This window comes from Vibrio sp. 10N.222.49.C9 (genome assembly GCF_041474985.1).
Classification (GTDB): domain Bacteria; phylum Pseudomonadota; class Gammaproteobacteria; order Enterobacterales; family Vibrionaceae; genus Vibrio; species Vibrio crassostreae_C.
In genome coordinates this window covers 25117-51720 of sequence record NZ_JBFRVD010000023.1, presented here as the reverse complement: position 1 = coordinate 51720, position 26604 = coordinate 25117, and the positions used below count along the sequence as shown (strand labels likewise).

Below are 26604 nucleotides of genomic sequence, written 5' to 3'. Positions count from 1 at the left end.
AGTTGATATTGGTGCTAAAGCCGTTTGTCATGTCCGTTTTGGCAATTGGTATTTGAGTTTTACCTCTTGAGTTTCAATTTCACGAGGTCCTTTAGTCGGATCGTAAAAATACCAAATATTAAACTTTCGCTCAGTTGGCTTTGTATCGTGTAATAAAGACTCCCAGCCTAGGTAACTAGCGATATTCTCGGCAACTTTTAGCTTTGCTGGTGAACTCGCTTTTCCTTGGAACGCACTCATAACGGCTCCCAATAAGAAGTCTGCTATTTGGATTTGTTCTGAGTCTTTCGAATCTTTGGTGACGACAGAGCGAATAGGTACCTCACCACCAAATTGCTTTTTAAGCATACTATTGGCGATTTTATGAAAAGCTTCATCCGCTTTTTTGTATCGTGAAGGTAAGGGATCGACCTCAATGCGAAACTCACATTGGCGCTTAGGGTGAGCTTTATGTATAGCGCTGATCTTAGTTTGAATTAGTTTCGTAAAGTGTTTTCGCATCGCTAAGTCGTAATCACCATCATGATATTTTTTATCTACCATTCCTTTTCGGATAACAATGCAATGAAAGGCCAACCACTGATGCTTGAAAAACATTTCGACTAACTCTTCATAGAAACCTGCATAATGCTTCTTGTGTGCCTTTTGCCACTTTATTTCATTTTGGTAATTATGCTTTTCTCTTAACTCTCGAATTATTCGAACAAAATCTCCACGCCGCTGATATTTCATCCAGAGTGACCCGAATCCATAATACTTTTGACCATCAACACCCGATTCATCGCATGCAACATGCCAAATCAGCTTACCATTTTGCATATAACCTCCAATGTATATTCTATCCGAAAGCTTTAGTGAGCAACGCAATATCGATGCTTCCGTACACCAACTTAAATCACAAAAGTCGACGCATAATAAAAATGCCATGCGTTGCGAATCACTAGAATAGCTTATTAATATGCCTACAGGTGCACTTCGTAAACTTCGACTGTGACTTCATTTTTCGGCATTATTCGTTTCACTACGTAAGGAGCTGATAACTCGAGAACTACAGTAATATTTTCGTCGTTAACTTGAATACTAATAACTTTCTTAACGCTATCGCCAAGAAAAGAATCTAAGTCCTGTTTAGAATTGAAATCTTTGGCCAAGCTGTAGGTTTGCTCATTATCTGCACATATTAGAACACCACCTTTTCCGTATTTTGAAAAGTACAGTGACTCAGAATCTATAAAGCTCTGAAAGTTAATACTATTAACCATTATTTTTTCCTTATTGTGATATTGAATACTCAACATAACTGTTATGAAACCAACAAACTCTGTACTAATCGACAGAGTTGTTCTGCTCACTTGCTTATGCCACTAATTGTACTAGCCTTTATCTTTCCATAACAATCACTTATATCATAACCTTAGTGATTAGCCTGGCAAATATAGAATTTATCCGTCTAGTATGATTCCCACAAAATCATTAAGTTACACACATTAAACTAGTGTTTTAACCATAATAACCTATCCCTATCTCAGAGTTAGTTAAACTCTATAAATCCAATGCTTGACCCTATACGGTAAGGTGTTTATATTGTCGCCCGCCCAACGGGGCACATCCTAAAATGCACACCGGCCATCCTGCCATCATTCGTGTATTTATATTGGTGTTGTGAACTTCCATGCTAACGAAACTTCGTCCTTTTACTCGTGAATCGGGTGCGCTTATGCATCTTTCGGTTCCAATCATTTTGACTCAAATAGCTACCCAAGCGATGGGATTTGTCGATACGACAATGGCTGGCCAAGTAAGCCCTGCCGATCTCGCCGCTATTGCTCTCGGCACTAGCCTTTGGATCCCTGTGTTGCTGCTACTGCGTGGCGTGATTATGGCGTTAACACCTGTTGTCGCTTACCACCGTGGCGCACGTGACTTTCAAAGTATCTCTGTTGAATTCTTCCAGATGGTTTGGCTCGCATTAATTGCTAGCGTGCTGCTTATCGCTTACTTGGTGAGTGCGAAACCGATCCTAGAATGGATTGGTGTTGCCGCTGAAATCATCCCTATCGGCAGTGACTATGCCTTTGCCCTCGCCTTTGGTGTACCGGGTATTGCCCTTTTCTACACCTTGAATGGTTTCTGTGAAGGTATGAACAACACCAAAGTGCCAATGATCATTTCTGTGGTTGGTTTATTGGTAAATATTCCGGTCAACTACGTGCTTATCTACGGTAAGTTCGGCTTCCCTGAAATGGGCGCTGTAGGTTGTGGTTGGGCGACAAGCTTGGTGTACTGGTTAATGTCGGGAATGCTGTATTCCTACATTAAAGGTCATCACCATTACAAGACCATCATCAACTTTTCAGATGCGAAGCCAAAAGCAAAAGAGATGCTTCACCTTCTAAGATTAGGTTTACCTATCGGGATGAACATTGCAGTGTGTGGCAGCATCTTTGCGGTAATCGCACTGATGATTGGTCGTATTGGTGCTGAGAACGTAGCAGCAGCTCAAATTGCACTTAACATTTCCAGCCTAACTTACGTGATTCCTATGAGTATTTCATTTGGTATTACGATTCGTGTTGGACACGCTCTTGGCGAAAAGGACGAACTAGGCGCGATTGAACGTAGCAAAGTCGGTATCTTGGTTGCAGCATTGATTTCATTGCTTTCGGTTGCGATGTTCCTGCTATTCCCAGAGTGGATCATTAGGCTTTACACCACTGACCCTGCGATAAGCGCAACGGCAGCGGTATTGTTGACCTTTACTGCTATGTACCAATTCAGTGATGCATTGCAAACGTCTGCTAACGGCGCACTGCGTGGCTATAAAGATACTAAGATACCAATGATCTTAGCTATCGCTTCATACTGGGGCTTAGCATTACCACTGGGCATGGTATTGGGCCTAACAGACCACATTGTGCCTGCAATGGGTGAAGAAGGCTTTTGGATTGGTATTCTGACGGGATTAAGCGTATCAGCTGCATTGATGTTGCTTCGCTTGCGATACGTAATTAAGAAGCGTGACTTGCCACCAGCAGATGTTGCAATAGAAAGCTAAGATAGACCAATAAGCCAATACAAAAAAGCGCGTTATTGCCATTTGGTAATAACGCGCTTTTTTATTGAATTAGAATAAGCTTTAATCTAAATAGAATCGTTTAGCTGCTCTGGTTAACATTCATCGTTCACTACACGAACGGTACATTCGCAACCACCAGCAGGACATTCATTTCCGGTAACTCGCCCACCAAAAGAATCATAGATAACATAACACCCAGCAGGCAAAGCATCGTCAATTAGATTGTTGCTATCAAGGTCTGCTTCACTAAATGAATGAGTGTACCCAACGACAGTGTGTCGGTTTCCAACAGCCGATGTTAAATTATCATCTTCAGATAGTGTCAGAAAATCAATCATATCAAGTTCGTCACCTTTGTCCCCTTCACTTTCAGGGCAAAGCGTCCCCCAATCTACTTCAACGCGACCGATACCGAAATCGATAACATAGTCACCTTGGTCATCTGGATTTTCCGCACTAGGATCAAGCCCTGCGATAATAGCTTTAGAAGTCACTTGCGTGATCACGCCTTCCATCGCACCCGCAACACCTTCAAGTACCGCTTCTCTCGCAGATTCCTGAATACCAAGGAATCTTGGAGCAGCCGTTACCGCTAATACTCCGAGTATCACGATCACGATGATTAATTCCATTAAAGTAAATCCGTTTTTCTTCATGACATCCGCATCTTTTGATAACTTAAATATTCAATAACCCAATGAATTACCTATAACTATACACCTCAAATAGGACTCATAACACTCCACGGCTATCGCTTTTTATAACGCTGGTTGTGGTATTTGTTCCCTTTAGAGGCTGAAAAGATAACTGGAAGCGTTATCACATAAGGTGTCAGCGGGTTTAAATTCGATCAAATGCGTGATGCAACTGAAAGTATCGATGGAAGAAGGTTTAATTGATTTATTTGAACTGAGGCTCGCTGCGTATAATCAAAGTTAGACCATTTTTGAGTCGCCCTTTGTGTTTCTACACTTAAGAAAGCAAGAAATGAAATAGAATCCATAAAAAAGCGCGTTATTGCCATTTGGTAATAACGCGCATCTATAATCGTTGTACGACTATCGCAACATTAGTTCACTGCTTTCACGTAAGGAAGCACTCGGAATCCATCACGTACTTTTTGGCTTGGAATGTAATGACGGAAAGCTAAGTTAAACACACCAGAATCGTTTTCTGTTTTGATGTTGTTTACTGCATCATCACCACAACCAAAGCTTACGGTGTAAGTGCCGTCTGCATTTTTCTCAGCCGTGTTTGAGCTTACGTTCGCCACTTCACCAAACATGAAACCTTGCTTGTTGTAGACCGTTACCGACCAAAACGCTTGGTTCTTAGGATCATCAAAGGTTGCCTGATGACAAGTGTCTGCTGGGAAGTTACCAGAGACTTCGTAAATATTGTCATCTAACTGCGCGCCACCCCAACCGATAGCCGCACCCACTGCGTACTTCTCTTTGGTAAACATCTCTTTTGAAGCATCTTCAGGGCTGGTAAACATACCAAACGTCGCCTGAGCACCATCGCGTTTCAGTAGTTTCGGCATTTCCATTTTAAGGTTTTTCTCTACCTCATCGAATGATTTCTCATCCACTTGCATTGCCATAAATTTGCCGTCTGCTTTTGCATCAATGCTCATCTGATCTTGGATTTTATGAACTTCATCTTTGGTGAACGTCGCATCAGTACGAACGATGACATACACGTGGTCTCCACTATGAGTAGAAAGATCAAACGTACCAGAACCGTATTGCATTGGCTGAATGCGGTGGTCTTCTGTAATCACTTCCATCGACATGTATTTGCCTTCAGGAATCTCAGGTAGCGTAATCGTCGCGCCTTGCGAAACGTTAATCACAGCCATTGAGTAGTAAGTGTCTCGGTTCATTCGAACCACAGGCTGTTTATCGGTTGGCGTGAGTTCGCGTTTGTGTAGGAATTTATTAACGCCAACAAGCTCTTGGTTTTTCAAATATTGGCGTGACGTTTCGTACACCGCGTAATTGTCGACGGTAGTCACTTCACCATCGGCATTGAAGAACTCTGTCAGAGTTGAAACTTCTTCAGCTGCGTAAGAAGAAAGAGAAACTGCGCTTAAACCTAAAACTACTAATGCTAATTTTTTCATTGTTGACCTCTAATAAATCGATAACGCTAAATCAATACATAGTCCATTTGTTTTTGTTCGAACAGTTAGTTCGTTAACCGCTCAACTTGTGAACAATGTTATCAAGGCAGCATAAATTCACAAATGACATCGCCGTATAAGAGATATGCATGAAAGTTATGTCACCACTATCGATTTATTCTTAAGATGAACGATTACCTTCAACAGGCTCACTGCTTAACAATAGACAGGTAGGGTAATTAATCCAGTTTAGGGCTGTCGTTGAAATTGGCTGAGCGCAAACCAACTGATGATTAGAAATAATAAAGCTGGAAAGGAAGACGTCATGTTATGAATCACAGGCGCTGAAGTATCTAAACCAGATCCATATGAAAACTGGAGGTCGGTTATTGCTCTAGCTGGTTATTGCTTAGGCCAGCTCTAAAGTCCGTAGCCTTAATCAACTGTCACAAACAACGTCTTCAATCACCGACACGACTAAGTTCTTGAACCATTGATGGGCTGGGCTAGTAACAGTTCTTTTATGCTCAATTAAAAACAGCTCGAACATTAACTCGGGAACATTATCTAGAGAGAATATCGGCACTATCTTGTCGCTTATTCCCTCTAGTTCCGTCAATTTGTGGGTCGCAACCAAAATTGTATTCGAACTCTGCATCACTTCCACTAACGTAAGAAGCTGTCCGCTTTTAAAAGCAATGTCTCTTTGCATTCCATTCTTAGCTAAAAAAGAGTCTACAGGGTGTTGCAGTCCGTAATTCGAGCGAATATCGAGCGTGAGATCGACAAAGCGAGATTCAAGGCACTGCTCAAGTGTGACATTTTCAGCTTTGGCTAAAGGGTGATGTTCAGAAACGTAAAATACTGGATAGATCTGCCCAAGACTCACGTATGGAAATTCGATTGGATTGCTCGGGGCTTCGATGTGAATCGTAAAATCCACATCTCGTGATAACAGCTGGCTAGTAGGCGTTTTTGCAATCGGATATTCGATAAGACTGGCGTTTGGAGCATCGTGCATGAACCGTTCAGCAAGGGGCACAGAAAGCATCCGACTCATTAATGGCGGTACAGAAACAACAAAGGTTTGAACACACTCAGCAGGATCAAACGCAGATTTCGTTACTAGGCTTCGCATCGCCAATAGCAACTCTTCTAAAGGTGCTTGCAGTTCTAACGCTTTTTGCGTGGGCACTAAGCCATTAGACTCTCGATAGAACAGTGGGTCATCAAACAACTCTCGCAAGCGACTTAAGGTACGACTCATCGCAGGCTGAGACAGATACAAGGTATTGGCAGCTCGCGTTACGTTCCTCTCTTTGATTAAAACACTTAACGACACCAATAAGTTTAGATCCAGCCGAGAAAGCTGTTGTTCGATAGTCATCATAAGACATGCATCTGAGTAATATCACTCGTTAAATAATTGCACCATTGTGACTAACAAACAAGTCTCTGTTTAAACGATGGCATTTATATCCAACTAAAAAGGCGAACCCATCGGTTCGCCTTTTTGTTTAAAGATTCGTATTTATCGATTGATCGCCAAATATGAGCCAGCAGCAATCATTATTCCACCAGCACTTTGGTTTAACCTTTTATGTGCGCGTGGCGTTTTTAACAAACCTGCCATTCTGCCCGCACCCATCGCAATCAGCATTACACCAGACATCAAAGCAACAAATGCTAAAACGGAAACCAAGACGATATCTTGTGAGCGTAAACCGTCAAATCAATGAAAGTCGGCAAGAACGAAATATAAAACAGAATCACTTTAGGGTTTGATGCTGAAATCAAAAAGCCTTGCGCGAAACTCGCGAGTTCGGATTTCTGACTCTGTTTGGCGGCGAGTTCAGCTGAGCCTTGCACTTCAGGTAAGATCTTAAACATCTTATAGCCCAAGTAAATCAAATAAGCTGCACCAACGTAGCGAATCACCTCAAACGCAATCGACCAATTCTCGGCAATCGTTGCTAGACCGAAACAGGCAAGCGCAAGGTAAATAAGATCACTGCATATCATACCTAACGAAAGCGTGACGCACTTTCGCCATCCTTGAACCATAGCACGAGCTAAAATGGCAAAGACGCCAGGCCCCGGAGTAATACCAAATACAAACATGGCAATAAAGAATGTAATCGCACTTTCTAATGACATTGGACTGTCCTTTTCTATAACCCAACATAATTGATCATGAACGTATCATGGAGCTTCGATTCTGGTAAAGAACGTTTTTGACTAAGTTCTATTTACACAACTCATGTTTTGAATAAGTGTCGCACGTAATTTACCCACCAGACTTAATTAAACCTAAAACCTAAGTGCTTTTCGTTAGGGCATAAAAAAGGCGAACCTATTGGCTCGCCTTGATCATTTTATTCGTCAGAACCGTTTAGTCATTACGAATAGGTGATAACAGCTCAGGGTTAACCACCAAGTTTCTCACACCGTGGGCGTGATCTTCGTTAAAGTCATTGCCTTCACACCAGCTACCTACTGTCGCGATATTTACTTTCGCGACTTGTGGTCTAACGCTCCATGTTACTTGGAAAGGTGAACCTTGCTCATTGTAACCAGGGCCCGTTGTAGAGCCTGCGTATTGGATCGCTGAGCCAGTATCTTGTGGGATGTTTGGTGCTTGGTGTAAGCCGTTCACTTTTGAATGTTTAGCGAGCGCTTCAAAGTCGAGTGCTCTGTCGTCATTCACTAATACGTAAACTTGGGTTTCTACACGCAGTTGCGGGTTGGTAATTGCGTCGTTAAAACAAGCACCCAATGTTTCACCCGGTTCAACTTGCGCCGTTGAATAAACATAGTGAACTTCAATGGTGTCACCCGAATGCAAAGAACCATGCTCGCTCGGACAAACCTTGCTCTCAAATGGTTTCAGCTCAGCAGAACTCAGCTTGCCTGTGTATTTAAAGCCACTCTGGAATCCCTTACCATCACCGTTACCAGCGTATTGAGTAAACTCGCCGCCTTTATGCTCAGCATTTTTATGGAAGTGAATATTACATAAGTTCATCGCTGTTGAATCAGGGGCATCCGAGAACAGCCTGGTATTGGTTCCTTCTAATGAACCCAAATCTCGTGGGGCTTGCGGGCCAAAACCTTTTCCTTGGGTATTTTCAGAAAGCTTAGCTCTTTGTTCTGCGATAACACCATCTGATACAGACTCATGGCTCGCGTCTGATGCATTTGCATGAGCTGACAACATCACCAATGCGGCACTTAAAAACACACTCTTATTCTTCATTTTTCTTCCCTAGAATATTGATAACTAAACCCAAACCGACTTAACAGCAAACATCTTACTATGCTCGTAAGTGAATATAAGACTTGTCTTTGTAAGATTAGATTTCATTACTTACTTTGGGATGAGTATTAGAACCCTTGATACATATAACAAGTCAAACAGGGTAAATTCGGCGACTCCCTTCCAGAACTAATAATTTCCTATTTTCGTTAACCGTCGCCTGACTCAGCGCTCAGATAAGTGTGCATGATTCTTAGGAACAACGGTGGCCAGATTTAGAAGATCAAAAAAGGCGAACCATCTGGCTCGCCTTCACGTTTCATTCTATCTATTAGGTTGTGGTTCTAAGTTAACGATTTAACCGTTACCGGTGGCAAATATCCCAAACGTCATGACGTTCAATGCATCTGTCACGCCCTCTAGTGATTTAATCACCGTCTTAGTCGGTTTATTATGACGAATAAAATAGCTTCCGATGCCTTTTTCACCGCCACTCTTAGCATCGCTTTCAGTTGTTTCTGTCGCTTCTATTTGAGAAGGCTCCACTGATTCTGGCTCTGCATTGGCGTGAGCTATCGTGTCTTTATTTGAATCAAGGTTAGTGAGTGGTTGATGATTAACGATTGAATCATGGGAAGAATCAACGCTGGTCTCAGCGTTTGTATCCTTTGAAGTCTCGAGATTACTCTCTCCCTCTATACTTTTCGACATAGCGTCTTCGTTGCTCAATGTCTCGTCGTCTAGCTGATGATTACTCGTTGAAGAACAGGCTGTTAAGAAGAACAGGCTAACGATGAATATGAGTAAGTTTCTCATTATAATGATAAAGCACGAATTAATAAAACATTGTTCGATTGTATTTTATTTGGCTGACGACATCCAGCACCAAGCAGCGTAAAAGTGAAATGTCATGTACTTGAAGAGTAAAGAAAAGCGTACGATTGTAGGTCTAAAACTAATAATTCGAGACTTCAATGAGGTTGCCATCAGGATCTCGAATATAAACAGAGACAATTTTTCCCGTCGCACCGGTTCGCTGTACTGGTCCCTCTTCTATGACGACGCCTTGTGCTTTGATATGTTCAGTGGCTTCAGCAATTGGCATATTGGTAATAAAGCAGAGATCTGCACTACCGACCTGCACACGCCTTGCCTTTGGCTCGAACTCGCTACCTCTGAGGTGTAAATTGATCTTCTGCGTTCCAAATGACAACGCCAACCTGCCCTCGCCAAATTCGATAGGCTTCATTCCAAGTACCCGTTGGTAAAAGTCGACCGTAACTTGTAAATCTTTCACGGTTAATACCAAATGATCTAAATGACTGATTTCCAATTTAATCGTCCTTGTCTCGTCGTTACTAAATGTTGAATATTAAATGCTGAATAACGCTAAGTTACATACTCTAATGTTAGATTTACTAACACAAGATAAGCGTACATCTTCACTTCTCACTTTGAACGAATAAAGGGAGCACTGACTGCGCTCCCTTATCATAGGTATTACGTCACTTTAAACCGTTTTAACTAGTAACAAGCACCTTCAAATACCCAATACCAATAATTATCGAACGGATCTGCACCCCAATTGTCCGCCGATGCGGTGAATCGGTGGCCATAATATTGAACAGCCGCACCAGTAGGATAGTAGTAGTTTGGATTCCACTCTTGAAGGTTGTCACACAAGGCTTGTGGTTCTGGTTCTGGCTCAGGCTGAGGAGTTTCTAAGTCAGCACTCACAGCAACATACGCATCCATCGAACCTTGAGTCCCAGCAGCCATCACGTATACGTCACTTCCCTGTATCCCACTAAAACCACAGTATTCGCGGTTACCCTGATTGGTCGAAGAACAATCATAGTCATTGATCGTTGCTGGTCGACCGATTGCAACGTACATATCTACATCGCCGTAGCCATTATAAGTCTGAATCCACACTTCATCAGCCGGCGCGTTCTTAAGCACAAATTGTTGTTGATTCTCACTTTCGCCTTGTATAGGCGTTGGTGTATTGATCTCTAGCTCTACAACACCCGGAGTTGGCGGGTTAGGATTTGGATTTGGCTGGCCCGCACCACAGTTTTGAACATCAATACCTACCTGACTAAACGCTGAACTTACAGCTGAGGTTTCATAACCAAGATCTTTAGCGGCTTTGCAGACACCGTCAGCACCTTGTTGAAAATCCGAGTTAGGTGTCCAGTAAAGCTGGTTAGCCGTCGCGTAGGCCTTAAACGCTTTTTTAATACCCCAGTTATTACTTGTCGACAAATGGTAGAACGCTTTATTAAAGACCCCTGAACTGTGGTGTACATCAATGCCGCTATAGTATTGGTTGACGTGGTCAATAGATATACCATCTTGGCTTGGTTGAATGAAGTAACGCATTGCATCACTATTTTTCATTACATGCTCGCCCATCTTCCAATTGAAGCTACCGTGCACAAATTCACTTAATGCGGCAGCGGCCACATCTGAGAAAGATTCATTCATACCGCCTGACATTCCACGGTACTCAAGTCCGGAGTTTTGTTCAGTAAAACCGTGGCTCACCTCATGGGCAATTACATCCCATGTCGCTAACGGGTACATAGATTGGTCGCCATCACCAAATGTCATTTGGCGACCATCCCAAAATGCGTTCCCATAGTTTGAACCATAGTGAACACGCATCGTGAGTTTTTGCTTAATCGGACGTGTATTTAGCCAATCTTGGTACATGTCGAATACACGTTGTCCAAAATAATGAGCGTCATTCATAGGCGCATAAGCACCATTCACTGCGCGATAATTGTTAACGTTCACGCCATTGTTACCGTTACAACTAAACCGATGTATTTGTCCTGAACTCTGCTGATTGTTCATGTTCAGAGTGACAACATTCTGGCTGTCCATTTGGCAATTAGAGTTAACTTGAAATCCTCCAAATCCCGTATTTGAACCAAAATAGTAACGACCGCTTTTCTCGTTTCCACCAGGCCCCTCAGCTTCAATGAAAGCAATGCCTTCCCACTGATCGAGTAACTCTCCCGATTTCGCATCAACAAGCGTAATTGGTCTTGAAGGCCCCATTCCTTTGGTTTGTAAGAAATCAATCTTGTAGATGAGGCGTGCTTGTTCCTGTTGATCAAGCTAGATAACAAGCTCGGTATTAGGGTCACGAATGGTCGCTGCTGCAATACCTTTGTACTTTGATTTCGCAATTTCAACGGCTTGTTTAGCGTTAATCAGCGGTAATGTTGAACCAATATCAGACTCGATGCCTGTTAAGACTTGGCCATCAACGGCTGTTGCAATACCTTGCCTAGAAAGATCCACGACCACAGATTGTCCGTAAACAGGTACTCCATAATGGAATTGCTTCTTACGTAACAGCGTTGTTGTATCTATGTTGACTTGGGTTATATCTTGATAAGAAAGCGGCTCACTTACGGCTGTAAACCCTTGTTTTGTATTATTAAGTACTTTAGACAAGTCAACTTTTGAATAGTCGACAACGTTGGCAGCTTGAGACGTGAAAGCTATCGGAAATAGCATTAGTAAATGTGTACTACGCATACATCACCTTTATAATTATGTTTTATAAATTCATCAAATCGATGAGCGCACATCTTAACGATAGATATTACACATAAAGAAACCAACTAAGTTGCATATGTGAGATTAATTCAAAACATAATTAATGATGTATTTCGAACTGAGATATACAGCCAAAATTTATTTAAAATCTTATAGTTAGCTAAATATTGAAGTGTTATTTCTATAAATAGGGAGTGATAAATCGCACAGTAACAAGCATTAAAACCAATCCAAAGAAGTCACGTAAACGATAACCTCTTTGGTGGTTTCACACAGGTCGAGTATCCGATGGCGAAATCAGATCGCTATCGGGCACTCGACCGATGAATAGGTGAGCATGAAAGGGGGAAAGATGAATAATAATCGCTGAAGAGACCTACAAGATGTTCAGGCCAAATAGTTCTTTAACATCAAACAACACGGTTTCTGTTCTTTCTCTCGATACTTGTGTGCCTTGGCGCAAAATATCGATGAGTTGCGCTTTATCATCCAGTAACTCAGATCTTCTTTCACGAATAGGACGAAGCATCTCTTGCAGGCACTCTTCCAACACTTTCTTAGTTTGTCCATCACCTAGCCCACCTCTTTGGTAATGCTCTTTTAGTTGACTGACATAGTTAGCGTCACTGTGAAAAGCATCAAGATAAGTGAACACGATATTCCCTTCTACCTTGCCTGGCTCTTCAATTCGAAGATGATTTGGATCGGTATACATGGATTTAACGGAAGCTCTGATCTCTTTCTCTGTTGCACCCAAATTAATGGCGTTGCCCATCGATTTAGACATCTTACTTTTACCATCGGTACTAGGGAGGCGAGATGCATTGCTGAGAAGCGGCCTGCATTCATTCAAGATTGGTTTGCCAGCGAGCGAATTCACTTTCCTTACTATCTCATTGGTTTGTTCTAACATCGGCAATTGATCATCGCCAACAGGCACTAAAGTCGCGTTAAAAGCAGTGATGTCTGCCGCCTGTGAGATTGGATAAGTGAGGAAGCCTGCTGGAATTGAACGTCCAAACTCTTTGTTCTGAATTTCGCTTTTGACTGTTGGATTCCGTTCTAAGCGAGCGATAGAAACAAGATTGCTGTAGAACATGGTGAGCTCAGCTAACACCGGCAACTGTGATTGCAGACAAATCGTGGTCTTGGTCGGGTCGATACCCACCGCAAGATAGTCAGCGACTACATTGAGAATGTTGGAAGAAACCTTCGAAGGATTATGGGCGTTGTCGGTAAGCCCTTGCATGTCAGCGACCAATATCGTTTGGTCGTGAATATGCTGCAAAGAGACTCTTTGTTTAAGTGAACCGACGTAATGACCCAAGTGCAAAGGCCCAGTAGCTCTATCGCCAGTCAGAATGATTTCAGGCTTGTTGGTATTGTTCTTACTGCCAATATTATTGCTGTCGGTATGGCTGTTTGAGTTGGTATTCATGGTGTATCTCCAAGTTAAAAAGGCTACTGGAGATAAAAAGAGGCGACATTTTTGATGACATTCTTAGCTACCGTCCAGCAGCTAAAGAATGTAAGTATTCCGTGCTGCTCTATTGAGAGCACCACCAAAAGAAAATTGAAGTTGAAGCAGAATTAAATTTCATGGTTAAAACCTATCAACAATACAGACGAGCGACAACTGTTATTTACGCACACCAAGAAAATAGGTTTAAGATTAACAGTTTATAGGCTTAATCTTTACTGGAACACAGTTCAGTGATTCGGTCACACATGGCTTGGTTGACTGTGAAGTGGGTGTTGAGAAACACTAGTTGGGCAAGTGCCGATTCAGCCGTGCGCTCGTAACCTTGGGTAAAGGTTGGTAGCAATTGAGCAAACTTAGGAAAGCGCGCTTCTAGTCTTCTATCCGACATAAATTCATCAACGAATTCATGCTCAGAATGCTCAGTTTGATCCACAAGATCGATCAAACGATCAAGTGCGTAAGATTGAACGAACCGACTGCCCGACAGCTTTTCGCCTCGATTATAACGAGACATACCCACATAAAGATTGGTTAATGCTTCGCCTATGATCCACTCTTCGGAGTTAGTATCTGCCTCCCCTTTTACTGGTGGGATACAGCACTGAGTATCAAATTCAGGTTGCTGCCAAACAATGCGCCCTTCAGCAAATGGAATATGCGCTAACTCGTGGGATTCAAACACCGCAAATTCGCAAAAGATTCCGTCAGCGTATAAGACTTTATAGCCATCGACGGTGTTTCTCACCGCGTAGTCGATTGGGTGAATATCAGATAGCCAATGCAAGCTGTCTAAGAAATACTGCTTATGCCCCGTTTGTACTATCGCGAAAAAATCGACATCTGAATACTGATCAAGTCGTTCTGTTTCAATACCTACCGAGCCCAATCCCAGTAAAGCATGAGCCTTACCCGATGCTTCCAAAGACTCCCCAATCGCATCTAAACGCTGGAGTAATTTTTCTGGTGTATTTATGTGTCTTGTCTGCATCACTTTATCCGTTTGCATTGCTCAATCCCTATCAAGTTGAATGCCACTCAACCTAACTGATAGTTAGAACATCTAAGAAGCTTAATTTATAAAATGTGTGTTTCGGATAACGATCTGCGCAAGTTATTGTTTGAATAACGACTGGATTTAGGAGTAAAAAAGAGTGCGTTCAACCGATAAACAACACTCTTCTATCATGACTTATCTTTTTAACGCTGATATTTACAACAGCTTATACTTGTAAACACCTAGTTTACAAACAGCTAGCTTATAAACGCTTTAAGGTTAAAACGACGATTTTTCCAAGTAAGCGGCCATTTCTTCTTTCGGCACCATGCCTCCGCCAGTCGCCCACACAAGATGCGTTGCATTCGCTAGCGTCGACTCATCAATATCTAGGCGATCAAGATATTCTCTATTCTGCTCAACATGAATCACACCCGGCATACCTGCGAGTGCTGAAGGCTCAAGTTGAATACCCTCAGCTTGGTTCAGTTCGCCTAGCAATTGATACATGCGTTCATCAGTTAATGTGTAATAACCATCAAGCAAGCGCTCCATCGCGCGACCCACGAAACCAGAAGCCCGACCAACCGCCAAGCCATCCGCAGCTGTTAAGTTGTCGATACCAAGATCTTGTACCGCAATCTCATCATGCAACCCCGTATGAACACCGAGCAACATGCAAGGCGAATGGGTCGGCTCAGCAAAAATACAGTGCACGTGATCACCAAAGGCCATCTTCAAGCCAAATGCTACACCACCGGGGCCGCCACCCACACCACAAGGCAAGTAAACAAACAAAGGATGCTGTTCATTAACCACAATCCCCTGTTGCTCGAATTGCTTCTTGAGCCTTTCTCCAGCCACAGAGTAACCAAGGAACAGCGTTTGCGAGTTTTCATCATCAATGAAAAAACAACGCGGGTCTTGCTCTGCCTCTTTACGTCCTTGTTCTACTGCAACGCCATAATCTTGTTCATATTCAACAACGTTGACGCCATGCTCACGAAGTTTGCTTTTCTTCCAAGCTCTCGCGTCTGCCGACATATGAACAGAGACCGTAAAGCCTAATTTTGCACTCATGATACCGATCGACATACCTAGGTTACCCGTTGAACCTACCGCAATGCTGTATTGTTGGAAGAAGTTACGAAACTCAGGTTCGAGCAGCTTGCTGTAGTCATCGCTCTCACACAGTAACCCCGCTTCAATCGCAAGCTTCTCGGCATGTGTTAGTACTTCATAAATACCACCACGCGCTTTGATTGAACCTGAAATCGGCAAATGGCTGTCTTTCTTCATCATCAAACGCCCTTTTATTGGCTGCTGATAATGTGCTCCCAATGCTGATTTCATAGATGGAATGTCAACAAGCTCAGACTCGATGATGCCATTGGTCGCTTGAGTTTCAGGAAACGCCTTGGCTAGATAAGGAGCAAACCTTTGCAGCCTCATGCTCGCATCGTGAATATCTTGTTCGCCTAAACCCACATAAAGCAAACCGCGCTCCAGAGTCGTCACATTTGGGTTAAACCAAACCACTTCTTCCAATGCAATCAATTGTTGAAGCAGTGGGAAGTCCGAGATGAGCTTGTCGATATTTAATACAATCATGGGTGACCTTTTCTGGCTAAGCGCGTACTGCGCAGGTTCAATCATTAGTAAACCTATTTAAACGGTATTTGTGTAATCATTCAATGATCTGTAGGCTAGCCTGTCTTCTCATAAGCAAACAGTAGAACAACCTATGAGCGCCTCTCTTCGTAATAGCATTTTCGTCATGTTAGGGATTCTATTCCTAGCACTTAACCTTCGTGGGCCTTTTACGAGCTTGGCTCCTGTGCTTTCTCAGGTTATGGAAGGCCTCAACCTTACGTCGTCGGCTGCTGGCTTCTTAACAGCTTTGCCACTGTTAACTTTTGCCTTATTTTCACCATTAGTCACCAAGATATCCCAACGAATTGGTCTAGAACCAAGCTTGCTTTTAGGCTTAGTTTTGATCACTACGGGTATTACACTGCGCTCTGCTGGGTTAACCCCAACCTTGTATATCGGCACGGTGATGATCGGGCTTGGTATCGCGATTGGTAATGTGTTGTTGCCTGTAGTAGTGAAAGTTAGCTTCCCGACACGCATCGCTACTGTGACTTCTCTGTACATCTTTACGATGGGCATCGGGTCGACGTTAGGCTCAAGTTTGATGGTGCCGTTTTCAAATCTAACCTTATTTACGATCACGGGTTGGCAATTAGCACTGTTAATGAACCTAATATTCCCAATATTAGCTTTGATGATCTGGTTGCCTAAAATCAGAAAACGCTCACCTTCAGCCAACAATAACAAGCAACAAGACAAACCTCTGCCGATGAAACAGATGATTAAAAGCGGCGTAGCGTGGCAAGTAACGTTAGCGCTTGGGCTTAACTCATTTACCTTCTACTCTTTGGCTGGCTGGTTGCCACAGATATTGAACGATCTTGGCTACAGCGAAATCGACGCGGGCTACATTTATGGATTTCTGCAATTTTCGACTATGGTTCCGGGGCTGCTGTTACTGCCGTTCTTAGCCAAAAGTGACAATCAACAATGGCTCATCACTCTATGTGCATCGAGTGTATTTGTTGGATTGATTGGTCTTCTGTATTTGCCTGAGTTTGCGATCTTTTGGGTGGGACTGTTTGGATTAGCCAACTGCTCGACATTTATTATCGCGCTCTCTTTTGTTGGCTTGCGTACATCGAATAGCAGCCAAGCCGCATCATTGTCGGGTATGGCTCAGGGAATCGGTTATGCGTTGGCAGCCACTGGTCCAACGCTGGTGGGTAAGCTTCATGCTCAGACAGATTCTTGGAGTGTGCCGATTCTGTTGATCGCATCTGTTGCCTTTGCGTGCACGATTTTCGCGGCATTGGCAGCACGAGATAAGAAAGTGAGCGTTTAAGCCAAACATAATGACTATGGCGTCGCGACTCTATGGCTGACGACGGTTTTGATGTATTCACTTGGCGACAAACCAAATTTGCCTTTAAAGCGCTGACTAAAACGCCCTTCCGATTGGTAACCGCAAGACTGAGCCAACATCGCCACATTCTGCTGTCCGTTTTGCATCAGATAAAGCGCGTGACTCAAGCGAACTTCAGCCAGTACCTCTCGATATTGCATGCCTTCCAGTTTGAGCTTCCGAATCAATGTGGCTCGGCTCATCGCAAAACGCTCCGCCACCGACTCTAATGGATGTTTCTCATCTGGTGAATGTGAAAGGTAATGGCTGAGCTTTTGGCTAAACGAGACGTTGGCACTGACAAACAATAGATGCAACACCCCTTTTTCAGCTAATTGCTGGTACAAGCCCTGCAACCAAAACTGTTGAGTCTCTTTGCTCATGCTCTGTGTATCAAAAGAGAACAGAGCATTGAGTGAGTCTTGTAAGTTTCGATCCACTTTTACTGTAGGCAGTCCCAGATCATTCGACCGTTCCTCACTTAAATCAAGCATCGCCTGAGAAGGTTGGAATTGAAAGCTGAACACTCGCGACAAGAAGCGCCCTTTGTGGGGCATGTTCTCAAAACTTAGTGAAGCTGATGCCTCACAAAACAACAGCTCAGAATGTGAGAGCTCTGCCGCTGAATCTTTCCAAAACAGGCGCTTACTGCCTGTAATAATCTGAATGATACTAGGGGATAGAATCCTCACATTACGCAGTTTTTGTAACTGCTCTGCACGAAAGATCGTCACTTGATATTGATGATTCATCTCATCCCCTTGTTTACTTATTATGTACGTGTATAAGCTTTAACGTACATAAGCTATTAACGTGTATAAGTTGCGGTCAGTTTAGCTTTGTCTAAAGCCATGCTGTTCAACGTGAATCCAACCACAGCCGACGGCGTATTTTCGTCGAGGTTAAGTTTGTCCGTTGGTAATGCCCAAACCGTGAACTGGTAACGGTGCATACCATCTTTTTCTGGAGGACAAACGCCACCGTAGCCAACTGTACCGTAATCAATGCGACCTTCTTTGCCACCGACTTTAGAGATGTCGACACCGCGAGGTAGCTCGTTCACAGTTGCAGGGATATCAAACGCAACCCAATGCCAGAAGCCACTTTCAGTCGGTGCATCTGGATCATAAGCTGTGATAGCAAAGCTTTTGATACCTGCTGGTGCATCTTTCCACATCAATTGTGGTGATTGATTATCGCCGTCACAACCCCAACTAGAGTATTCAAAAGTCTTTGCCATTGGGTGACCTTCTTGAATATCGTTGCTGGTTAATTCGAACGCATGAGCAGAGCCTGTAGCCAAAATACTGATTGCCAATACTGATTTGATGATGAGTTTCATGATGGTTCCTCTTATTAGGTATGAGCCCAGTATAGTCCCCTCACTTCGCCCAATAATGACAGTAAGTACACAATTATCTATTTTATTCAAATAAATGATACTTACTGTATTTGTACTTTATTATTTAAAAGCATGACCCACTCGACAATTTGTTGTTAAAAGAACACTTGTTGACATTCAGGTTACAAATCGCGCCCAAAACTCTTTAGACTCGCCCCACGACTTTTAACGAGAATGATTGGATGCGCAGGTTTACATTAGCTCTTTGCTTGATCTTTTGGCTCCCAACCCTAGTCAATGCCCAAAGTTTGCAAGATAAGTGGCAAACTCTGTATCAACTGAGCTGGCAATCATCCCCACTCTTAGTATCTCAACAAGAGTTGGCTCAGTATCCGAAAGTTCTGCTCCATGAAAATAGCCGCTATCCTGATTTCAACCAATTCAGTTGGGACGACATCGCAGCGTTAGCGTCAATACAAGATCACTGCCAAGCGATTGAAAGCAGTAACCCTTCATTACATGAAGCCATCGAGTTCGAGCTCGCTCTGTGTCAGCAACAAACATTGGATTCGATTTGGTTTGCAGCACACTCCAAACGTCACCCTGCCGGTGGCAGCTTTGCTGGTCGTTATTTAGCCGCTTACCCAGATGTGACCGAGCAGATACGCCCATTTTTGAGTCTTACCAACCCTCAGCACCCTTTATATAACAAACTAGAAAGCCTAAGTGCACAAGGCAGAGAAGCACTGCTCAATGGATACCGCGCTTGGCAACAAGATGATGTGCTTTGGTTAAGTGGCGAACAAGGCTGGAAAGCTATTCCCTTAGATGTTTGGCAACCTATCGCAGAGCAGCAAGAGGTATCTTTGGCAGGTGAAACCTGTACTTTTTGTTACAGTAACGTGTGCTTAAACGAGCCTAGCAATGACAATCTGATCATGAAAACGTTGATCTTTACATTGCTGCTAACGTTGCTTTCCGGGCTCGCTAGAGTCTTATACCTAAGAACAAAACAACGAAAAGAGAGGCAGTTCGTTTTACAGCTTCTTACTCATGAACTGCGCACGCCTATTACTAGCCTAGGCTTAACCGTCGAAATGTTTAGAAATCGCTACGATGACTTTTCTGATGAAACTCAAAGTGCGGTTTGGCGTTTAATATCTGACTATCAAAGGCTTTCTCAGCTCACCGAAAACAGCAAAGTGTACCTAAGTTCGGATCAGTCAGAGCCTTTGTTGAAGCAAAACGCTTCATTAGAAGAGTGGCTCGATCATGTCTGTGAAAAGCACAATATTTCTTATCAATGTGAAGCGCGTGAAGTTGAACTGAACCTTCCCTATTACTGGCTAACCATCTGCTTGGATAATCTAATCAAGAATGCCAAACAACATGGTAAAGGTGAGGTTTTGGTAAAGGTCGAACTCGGTGACAAGCTGACGATTGAGGTACAAGACGAGGGGCACTTCCCTTCACCGATACAACGGCTCATGTCTGGTGTCACGCCAAGTGAAACGCACGAACTGGATAACATGGGCATTGGCCTGACTATTGTCGAGCACTTGATGAAGCAAGCGAATGGCCGCCTCATTATTCTTCGTAACCCAACCCGATGTATTTTGGAAATTGCTTATGAACACCCTACTGCTGATTGAAGACGACCAACTGCTTGGACAAGGCCTCGTCAGCTTCTTTGAATCCAATGGTTACCAATGCCTTTGGGCGAAGGATTCAGAGAATGCCAGTAAGAAATGGTTTCGAGCCGATCTTGTGATACTGGATCGACAGCTTGAAGATGGGGACAGCTTGCAACACCTTCCAAACTGGTTGCTCCTCAAAGCGCTGCCTGTGATTGTGTTGACCGCTAAAGTAGAAGTTCAACAACGTGTTGAAGGTTTAATGGCGGGTGCCAATGACTATGTGACTAAACCATTTTCGAACGACGAATTACTCGCTCGAGTCATTACCCAGCTACGTCCGTTAGGTGTGAGCCTCTTAACTTACGCAAATATCCAAATCAACTTGTCGGAACGGATCGCTTATCTGGATGAAAGCCCTGTAACACTAAAACCTAAAGAGTTTCAGCTATTGGTACTGTTTGTTCAGAACCAAAGTCGTGTGTTTCACCGAGATGAATTACTCAATAAGATTTGGGGATATCAGGCTTTTCCTAGTACCCGAACTATTGATAATCACATACTGCGCTTACGCCAGAAGCTGCCAACATTGAATATAGAAACACATCGTGGCGTTGATTACCGCTTGGCCGGGGAATCATAATGAAAGTTACTTCGTTAACCGCACTGATCTACACATTGCCGCTCGCAAGTCATGCGGCATGGTTTACCGACACGCCATTGCAGCACACCTATCAATCTCTACTTGATGACCAACCTCAAGTTGCGTGGCAAGAGCTGCAAATCGCACTCGATCACAAATCACTCGATAGTGAGCTTTGGCTGCCAGTCAAACAAGAGATCCTGAGCCAGACTCAATGTGGAACCTTACTCAAACAAAGTGCTGAGCCAAAACACCACATCCAAGTCAGCTTCATTCGACGCTATGGCCTGTCGTCGCACGGTTATCAAATCAAAGTCTCTGCCGAGTAACTCAGCAAAGGCTCAGAAACTCAAACTCTTTCTTTGGTATCGCCTAAAGGTAAAGTCCTTCTCGATGGACAACTCGCTTCCAATAATGAGTATCAAGAGATTGAAACCAATGAAATGTTCATCAAACCCGAATCTGGTGTTTATCAACTAAAGATAGGTTCAAATCACTACCCTATTATTGTCGCTTTAAATAACAGTAATCGATGGCTGACGCTCGAAAGTAAACTCAGCGAACCACATATCGTGCTCTCGCCTCCAAAGGTGATCGACAACTGCCCTGACGCTAATGTGAGTTGGCAATGGTTTGATGAAAACTACAACCTGCTGGGTTACAAAGTGCCAATCAAAACAGCGCAAGCACCCGTTCCCACAGAAAGTCCACAGGGAATTAAAGCCAAGCACTTGAGTGCTTCGGTTGAAATGCTTGAATACCAAGGCACAATTGAAGTCCAATATGTGCAACGCGTCGCCGTGCCTTTCTAATGGAACACCACTAAAGCCAAACAGAAAATAGAGACATATAGGTGACAAAGCACTAGCGCTGCTTAGGTGTAATAACTGTACTTACCCTTTACGGAATCTAGATATGCTCAGCGTACGTTACCCACTCAATCTTTTCACTTGTGCCATTGTGGCTTTAGCAACCGCTTGTCTGTTTTCATCCAATGCACAAGCGAGCCAAATAACGCTCACAAGTAATAGCAGCGTTAGCGGCAGCAGTATTCGCGACAACGCTAACGCCACTACCAGCAATGCCATCTCTATATCGTCGAATACTCTAGAGATAGATTGGAACGGCTTAAGCGTTAACAGCGGTACTCTCACCGTTGATAGCCAACCACAGAAAACGACCAATCTGGTTATTGGCTTTTCCGATAAAGCTGACTCAGTAAAAATCGCCACTTGGACCTTAGTGCCCAGTGGGATAAACCTTGAGGCAGAGCTTAATCAAGACCAGCTCACTTTTCAGTTCAGCTTACCTTCAAATATACAGGTGAAACGAAACAAACCCATCGAATTGACGTGGTTTGATCTTGCCGAACAACAAACTCAGACACTATTTCTTCCGTTTAGTGAAGGTATGCGCGTGCCTACTGACAACAAGCTTTGGGCAAGTTATCTCGTCGGTAACCATTCTGGAAGTAACACTACTCAAGACTTGAAGATGCCTTTTTGGACAGTACAGCAAAACAATCATTTCATTAGCTATCAAATGGTTAATGCAACCAACAATCAACTGCTCTTTTCAGATGCATCCTCTAATGCTTCCTCAAATACAAAAACCAAAATTGATATGAAGGCAGCACACCAATTTACGATGCTCAATCAGTCACAGCCTTTTATTGTTCGTATCACCCTCGGAGACTCGTGGTTAGATGGTGCCAAACAATACCGAGATTGGCGCATCAATAATGACCAGTCTGAAACGCTTGTAGCAAAGCAAAAGCGCAATCCAGATGTGACTAAGTTGATCGGCGCGAGCCACGTTTACCTATTTGGCAAAGACCCATTAAGCATCCAAGATGTGAGTGACTGGTGGGGATTGAAAACATGGTATCTAGAGGGCTCTAAACTCAGTGTTTCTGCGGAAGCGAAAAGAGAGCTATCATCACTCTCCAAGGGGAAAGATTGGTTCAGTCAGTACCACAAACAACTATTGTTGGACTCTATTAGCCAGTCATTGCAGGTGTTATATCCTGTTGGTAATCCGACACTCGAAGACAACACGATTAAAGCGCAATATAAAGCAGCACAGGATAAGAAGAACTGGTTGCTAGAGCACGCTTCCCCTTACCTAAACTCGTCAGAGACTTGGGGACAAGCGTTGTCTTCAGACATGGTCGCTAATCTAAATAAGGCAGGCTTAAACAAACTGTGGCTTGGATTCGATAATTGGATGCCAGCATTCTATCAACCTAACGCTGTGGGTCTGGCAAAACAGTCCGGATATCTGGTCGGTACTTACGATTCCTACAACACCGCAATTCCTGCGAAGCTCAATGACAACTGGCTAACCGCTCAATTACCAGAGCCGATGCGTCAAAGTTGTGCGATTGAACTAGCGGATGGGAGTTTGAAAAAAGGATTTCGTGGAAACGGCTTTTACTTAAACCCGAACTGCCATTTAGAATACGTAAAACAGCGTGCTCAAGACATTATGAGATTCGGCAACTTCAACAGCTTGTTCTTAGATGTTGATGCAACCGCCATGGCACGTGAAGATTACCGCGTCTCTATAGACAGTAATGGCAATACAAACGACGAATCAGACATGCTTTCTGCGTTCAACAACCGAATGAAGTGGCTTAGCGAGCAACCTTCGTTAGTATTAGGCTCTGAAGACGGCAACAGCCTAACAACAAAAGGCATCGCGTTTGCACACGGCTTAGAAACGGTTGGTTTTGGTTGGACAGACAAAGACATGAAAGAGAACCGCCAATCTCCCTATTACTTAGGTCGTTGGTACCCAGACCAAAAGCCCGACTTCTTCTTTAAGCCGGCCGAGGTTAAAGAGCCCTATAAGTCGCTACTATTTTCGCCACAATATCGAATTCCACTTTACCAAGCCGTTTTCCATGATGAAGTAATCAATACGCACCATTGGCATTCAGACAGCCTTAAGTTCACTAATGTACAAACAGAACGTGACTTAACCGCCATGCTGTACAACACACCACCGATGGTTCACTTGACCAGAGATGAAGCTTTATCAAGTTCAAGCCAGAGAATCAAAGCACTCAAACACTATCAAGATGGCTTTGAACCAATGCACGAACAGTTATGGGATAAACAGTTAGTCGATTCCGAATGGTTAGATAAGAGCGGCGATGTTCAACAAACTGAGTTCAGTGACGGGAGTAAGATCATTGCTAACTTTTCTAACAAGGCATTTCGTTACAACGGTGTCGATATTGCTGCCCTATCGGTCAAAGCTATATTGGCGAATGGGCAAGTCGTCGACTGGCAGCCCGATCATAGTTAGCTTCGATACGGTTTAGACAATAACGAATAATAGGAAGCCTAAGCACTTAACCGCTAAGGTTTTCCCCGTTACTTTTGCTTCCTATTTTGAAAGGCAGTCAGTAGATAGTCGATAAAGACCTTTTTACGTTTCGGCATCAACTGCCTGTCTGCATACACTAGGCTTACTGAAACTTCTGGCATCTCATATTCAGGTAACAGACGAATCAGCTTACCTGTCTTAAAGTGTTCCCGACAAATGAATTCAGGAAGCACCGCCAAGCCGAGCCCATCCACACACGCTGTTAGGCATGCCGTGATGGTATTCACCCGCAACTGACACGGCAGATCGATCAAAATCGACTCTCCGCCTTCTAATTGTAAATGCCACTTGGGTAGACGCGCGGCCTTGTTCACCACCTCAATCATTCTGAATGGCGGTTCAAGATCATCGGGTGAAGAGACGTCATCGAACTGCTCTAAATACTCAGGGCTGGCTGCCAATACACGCTTTGATGTTGTGAGGTAGCGAGAAACCAAGCTCGAGTCCACTAGCTCACCAATTTGTGCGTAAAGATCGATCCCCTCCGCAATGATGTCGACTTCTCGATTCGACAGTTCTAAGTTCAAAGTCACGTTTGGGTGCTCTTTTAGGAAGCTGTGGATGTATTTGGCTAATACTTGATGCCCCAATTCGACAGGCAACACAACATTCAACTGCCCTCGGATCAAATCCTGATTGGCTGAAACCTCTAGCTCAGCTTGGTTCATGATCTCTTGCATCTGCATGCTCGACTGATAAAAGCGCTCACCCTCTGGCGTTAAGACTAAACTTCGTGTCGAACGAGTGATCAACCTCACACCTAGATGCTGTTCCAGCTCGTCTAGCTTTCGGCTGACGGTCGACTTGGTCATGTTCAATGCTTCAGCTGCGTGCGTGAAACTCCCACAATCAACAGCTTGTGTAAAAACAGTCACAGCATTTAAATCCATCGTACTTCTCCCAAAGCGCCATTAGTTAGATTTTTGCAACAGTATTTCCCTTTTTTCCTATCTTATCAATCAATCGAATTCATTTACAATTCGTTACATCTAAATAAAAACAAAATGAGAAAGAAAAAATGACAGAGAACAACAACGCTTCGCAAACAGTAAGCACCAAAAAACGTAAAAAAGCTCCGCTTATTGCTACTGCGATCATGCTGTCATTGGGTTTAGCCGGTGCTGGATACTGGTACGGCTATGGCCAGTACTTTGAATCTACCGACAATGCCTACCTACAAGGCGACATCACGAATATTAGCCCTAAGGTCTCTGGCTATATTGTTAAGTCTTATGTGAGTGATAACCAATCGGTTAAAGAAGGTGATTTGCTGGTTCAAATCGATGACCGTGATTACCAGTCAGCACTCGCTCAAGCAAACGCCCATTTAAGCGTCGTGCAATCAGACGTCAAAAATCTAGTGGCACAACAAACGTTACAACGTAGCAAGATCAATCAAGCAGAAAGCCGCGTTGATTCTGCACAAGCTGAATACGAACGCGCGATTCAACAAGTGGTACGTTCTCGTAGCTTACTAAAGCGTAACTACGCGTCTCAAGATGAAGTCGATAGCATGGTTGCACAACAAAAAGTAACTCAGGCAGATTTAGAAGAAGCAAAAGCAAACCTCGTTGCAACCAATGACCAATTAACCGTTATCGCTAGTGAGATTGAGCAAGCAAATGCATCCGTGACCGAAGCTCAAGCCCAGAGAGATCAAGCACAGCTTAACCTTGATTACACCAAAATTTACGCGCCAGCAGATGGCGTGATTGGTAAACGCAGCGTACGTGAAGGCTTGCTGATTCAAGCAGGCGCACCACTGATGAGCTTGGTACCAAACAACCAAGTGTGGATTGAAGCCAACTTCAAAGAGACACAGCTAAGTGGTATTCACAAAGGTCAGACGGTTGAAGTAGAGCTGGATGCGTTCCCGGGGCAGCCTCTTGAAGGTGTGGTAGACAGTTTCTCCCCTGCGACTGGCGCTAAATTTGCGCTCCTACCACCAGAAAACGCGACCGGTAACTTCACTAAAATCGTTCAACGTGTACCGGTTAAAATTAATTCCAGATCAGCAAGAGTTGAAAGGTCGACTGCTTCCTGGTTTGTCTGTGGTAGCGACCATCGATAAACGAGGCTAGACC

At 43.6% G+C, this 26604-nt stretch carries 19 protein-coding genes and 4 pseudogenes; 7 read left to right on the top strand and 16 right to left on the bottom strand.

The annotated features are described in order from the left end of the window. Window positions 1-27: 27 nt before the first annotated feature. Together AB4585_RS10585 and AB4585_RS10580 are read right to left on the bottom strand one after the other, a co-directional pair. Window positions 28-819 carry a DUF3800 domain-containing protein gene (locus tag AB4585_RS10585; protein WP_372169781.1) on the bottom strand — a complete coding sequence of 264 codons (792 nt, stop codon included), beginning with the start codon at window positions 817-819 and terminating at the stop codon, window positions 28-30. A gap of 143 nt (window positions 820-962) precedes the next feature. Then, window positions 963-1262 carry a hypothetical protein gene (locus AB4585_RS10580; protein WP_102331904.1) on the bottom strand — a complete coding sequence of 100 codons (300 nt, stop codon included), beginning with the start codon at window positions 1260-1262 and terminating at the stop codon, window positions 963-965. Between the two features lie 410 nt (window positions 1263-1672). Here AB4585_RS10580 and AB4585_RS10575 point away from each other — a divergent pair, with 410 nt between their 5' ends. Next, window positions 1673-3055: an MATE family efflux transporter gene (locus AB4585_RS10575; protein ID WP_050648643.1), complete on the top strand. Its 1383-nt coding sequence runs from the start codon at window positions 1673-1675 to the stop codon at window positions 3053-3055. A 113-nt stretch (window positions 3056-3168) separates the two neighbouring features. On the opposite strand, the gene AB4585_RS10570 is transcribed toward AB4585_RS10575, so the two are convergent. The 11 genes and pseudogenes from AB4585_RS10570 to AB4585_RS10520 form a co-directional block, all read right to left on the bottom strand. Beyond that, complete coding sequence (locus AB4585_RS10570) at window positions 3169-3732, bottom strand: type II secretion system protein (protein ID WP_372133307.1); 564 nt, start codon at window positions 3730-3732, stop codon at window positions 3169-3171. Window positions 3733-4145: 413 nt separating this feature from the next. Further along, window positions 4146-5201, bottom strand: coding sequence for a DUF1254 domain-containing protein (locus tag AB4585_RS10565; RefSeq protein ID WP_136973497.1), 1056 nt, complete (start codon window positions 5199-5201; stop codon window positions 4146-4148). Window positions 5202-5640: 439 nt separating this feature from the next. After that, window positions 5641-6591 (bottom strand): LysR family transcriptional regulator, encoded by a 951-nt coding sequence (locus AB4585_RS10560; protein ID WP_372122755.1) that lies wholly within the window; start codon window positions 6589-6591, stop codon window positions 5641-5643. Window positions 6592-6732: 141 nt separating this feature from the next. Then, a pseudogene (locus AB4585_RS10555) lies at window positions 6733-7358 on the bottom strand (LysE family translocator). 235 nt (window positions 7359-7593) lie between these two features. Next, window positions 7594-8457: a delta-class carbonic anhydrase gene (locus AB4585_RS10550; RefSeq protein WP_372154465.1), complete on the bottom strand. Its 864-nt coding sequence runs from the start codon at window positions 8455-8457 to the stop codon at window positions 7594-7596. 357 nt (window positions 8458-8814) lie between these two features. Continuing rightward, entirely contained in the window at window positions 8815-9276 is a 462-nt protein-coding gene (locus AB4585_RS10545) for a hypothetical protein (RefSeq protein WP_029235242.1), read from the bottom strand. A gap of 136 nt (window positions 9277-9412) precedes the next feature. Then, window positions 9413-9790, bottom strand: a complete 378-nt coding sequence (locus AB4585_RS10540; protein WP_371705855.1) for a VOC family protein — start codon at window positions 9788-9790, stop codon at window positions 9413-9415. Window positions 9791-9981: 191 nt separating this feature from the next. Beyond that, window positions 9982-12012 (bottom strand): annotated as a pseudogene (locus AB4585_RS10535) (M4 family metallopeptidase). Window positions 12013-12409: 397 nt separating this feature from the next. Then, entirely contained in the window at window positions 12410-13471 is a 1062-nt protein-coding gene (gene trpS, locus AB4585_RS10530; RefSeq protein ID WP_372154467.1) for a tryptophan--tRNA ligase, read from the bottom strand. A 250-nt stretch (window positions 13472-13721) separates the two neighbouring features. Continuing rightward, window positions 13722-14522, bottom strand: coding sequence for a hypothetical protein (locus AB4585_RS10525; RefSeq protein ID WP_372169776.1), 801 nt, complete (start codon window positions 14520-14522; stop codon window positions 13722-13724). 267 nt (window positions 14523-14789) lie between these two features. Then, on the bottom strand, window positions 14790-16121 hold the full coding sequence (locus tag AB4585_RS10520) for a D-serine ammonia-lyase (RefSeq protein ID WP_372154476.1): 1332 nt from the start codon (window positions 16119-16121) through the stop codon (window positions 14790-14792). Window positions 16122-16254: 133 nt separating this feature from the next. On the opposite strand from AB4585_RS10520, the gene AB4585_RS10515 reads away from it, so the two are divergent. Then, complete coding sequence (locus AB4585_RS10515) at window positions 16255-17448, top strand: CynX/NimT family MFS transporter (RefSeq protein WP_372055142.1); 1194 nt, start codon at window positions 16255-16257, stop codon at window positions 17446-17448. 14 nt (window positions 17449-17462) lie between these two features. Here the strand turns inward: AB4585_RS10515 and AB4585_RS10510 are convergent, their stop codons facing one another. Continuing rightward, window positions 17463-18260: a helix-turn-helix transcriptional regulator gene (locus tag AB4585_RS10510; RefSeq protein ID WP_102320430.1), complete on the bottom strand. Its 798-nt coding sequence runs from the start codon at window positions 18258-18260 to the stop codon at window positions 17463-17465. 56 nt (window positions 18261-18316) lie between these two features. Further along, window positions 18317-18850, bottom strand: coding sequence for a YbhB/YbcL family Raf kinase inhibitor-like protein (locus AB4585_RS10505; protein ID WP_372154468.1), 534 nt, complete (start codon window positions 18848-18850; stop codon window positions 18317-18319). Between the two features lie 242 nt (window positions 18851-19092). Between AB4585_RS10505 and AB4585_RS10500 the strand changes: the two genes are divergently transcribed. The 4 genes and pseudogenes from AB4585_RS10500 to AB4585_RS10485 all read left to right on the top strand — a co-directional run bounded on the left by AB4585_RS10500 (window position 19093) and on the right by AB4585_RS10485 (window position 24439). After that, window positions 19093-20502, top strand: a complete 1410-nt coding sequence (locus tag AB4585_RS10500; RefSeq protein WP_372169772.1) for a DUF3404 domain-containing protein — start codon at window positions 19093-19095, stop codon at window positions 20500-20502. Beyond that, window positions 20480-21127, top strand: coding sequence for a response regulator transcription factor (locus tag AB4585_RS10495; protein WP_017066451.1), 648 nt, complete (start codon window positions 20480-20482; stop codon window positions 21125-21127). Before AB4585_RS10500 ends, AB4585_RS10495 begins: the two co-directional genes overlap by 23 nt. Next, a pseudogene (locus AB4585_RS10490) lies at window positions 21127-21939 on the top strand (DUF2861 family protein). The gene AB4585_RS10495 and the pseudogene AB4585_RS10490 overlap by 1 nt, the downstream one beginning before the upstream one ends. Window positions 21940-22042: 103 nt before the next feature. After that, entirely contained in the window at window positions 22043-24439 is a 2397-nt protein-coding gene (locus AB4585_RS10485) for a glycoside hydrolase (protein ID WP_372154471.1), read from the top strand. 68 nt (window positions 24440-24507) lie between these two features. On the opposite strand, the gene AB4585_RS10480 is transcribed toward AB4585_RS10485, so the two are convergent. After that, complete coding sequence (locus tag AB4585_RS10480) at window positions 24508-25410, bottom strand: LysR substrate-binding domain-containing protein (RefSeq protein WP_372154472.1); 903 nt, start codon at window positions 25408-25410, stop codon at window positions 24508-24510. Between the two features lie 128 nt (window positions 25411-25538). Between AB4585_RS10480 and AB4585_RS10475 the strand changes: the two are divergent. Beyond that, window positions 25539-26601: pseudogene (locus AB4585_RS10475) on the top strand (HlyD family secretion protein). Window positions 26602-26604 lie beyond the last annotated feature (3 nt).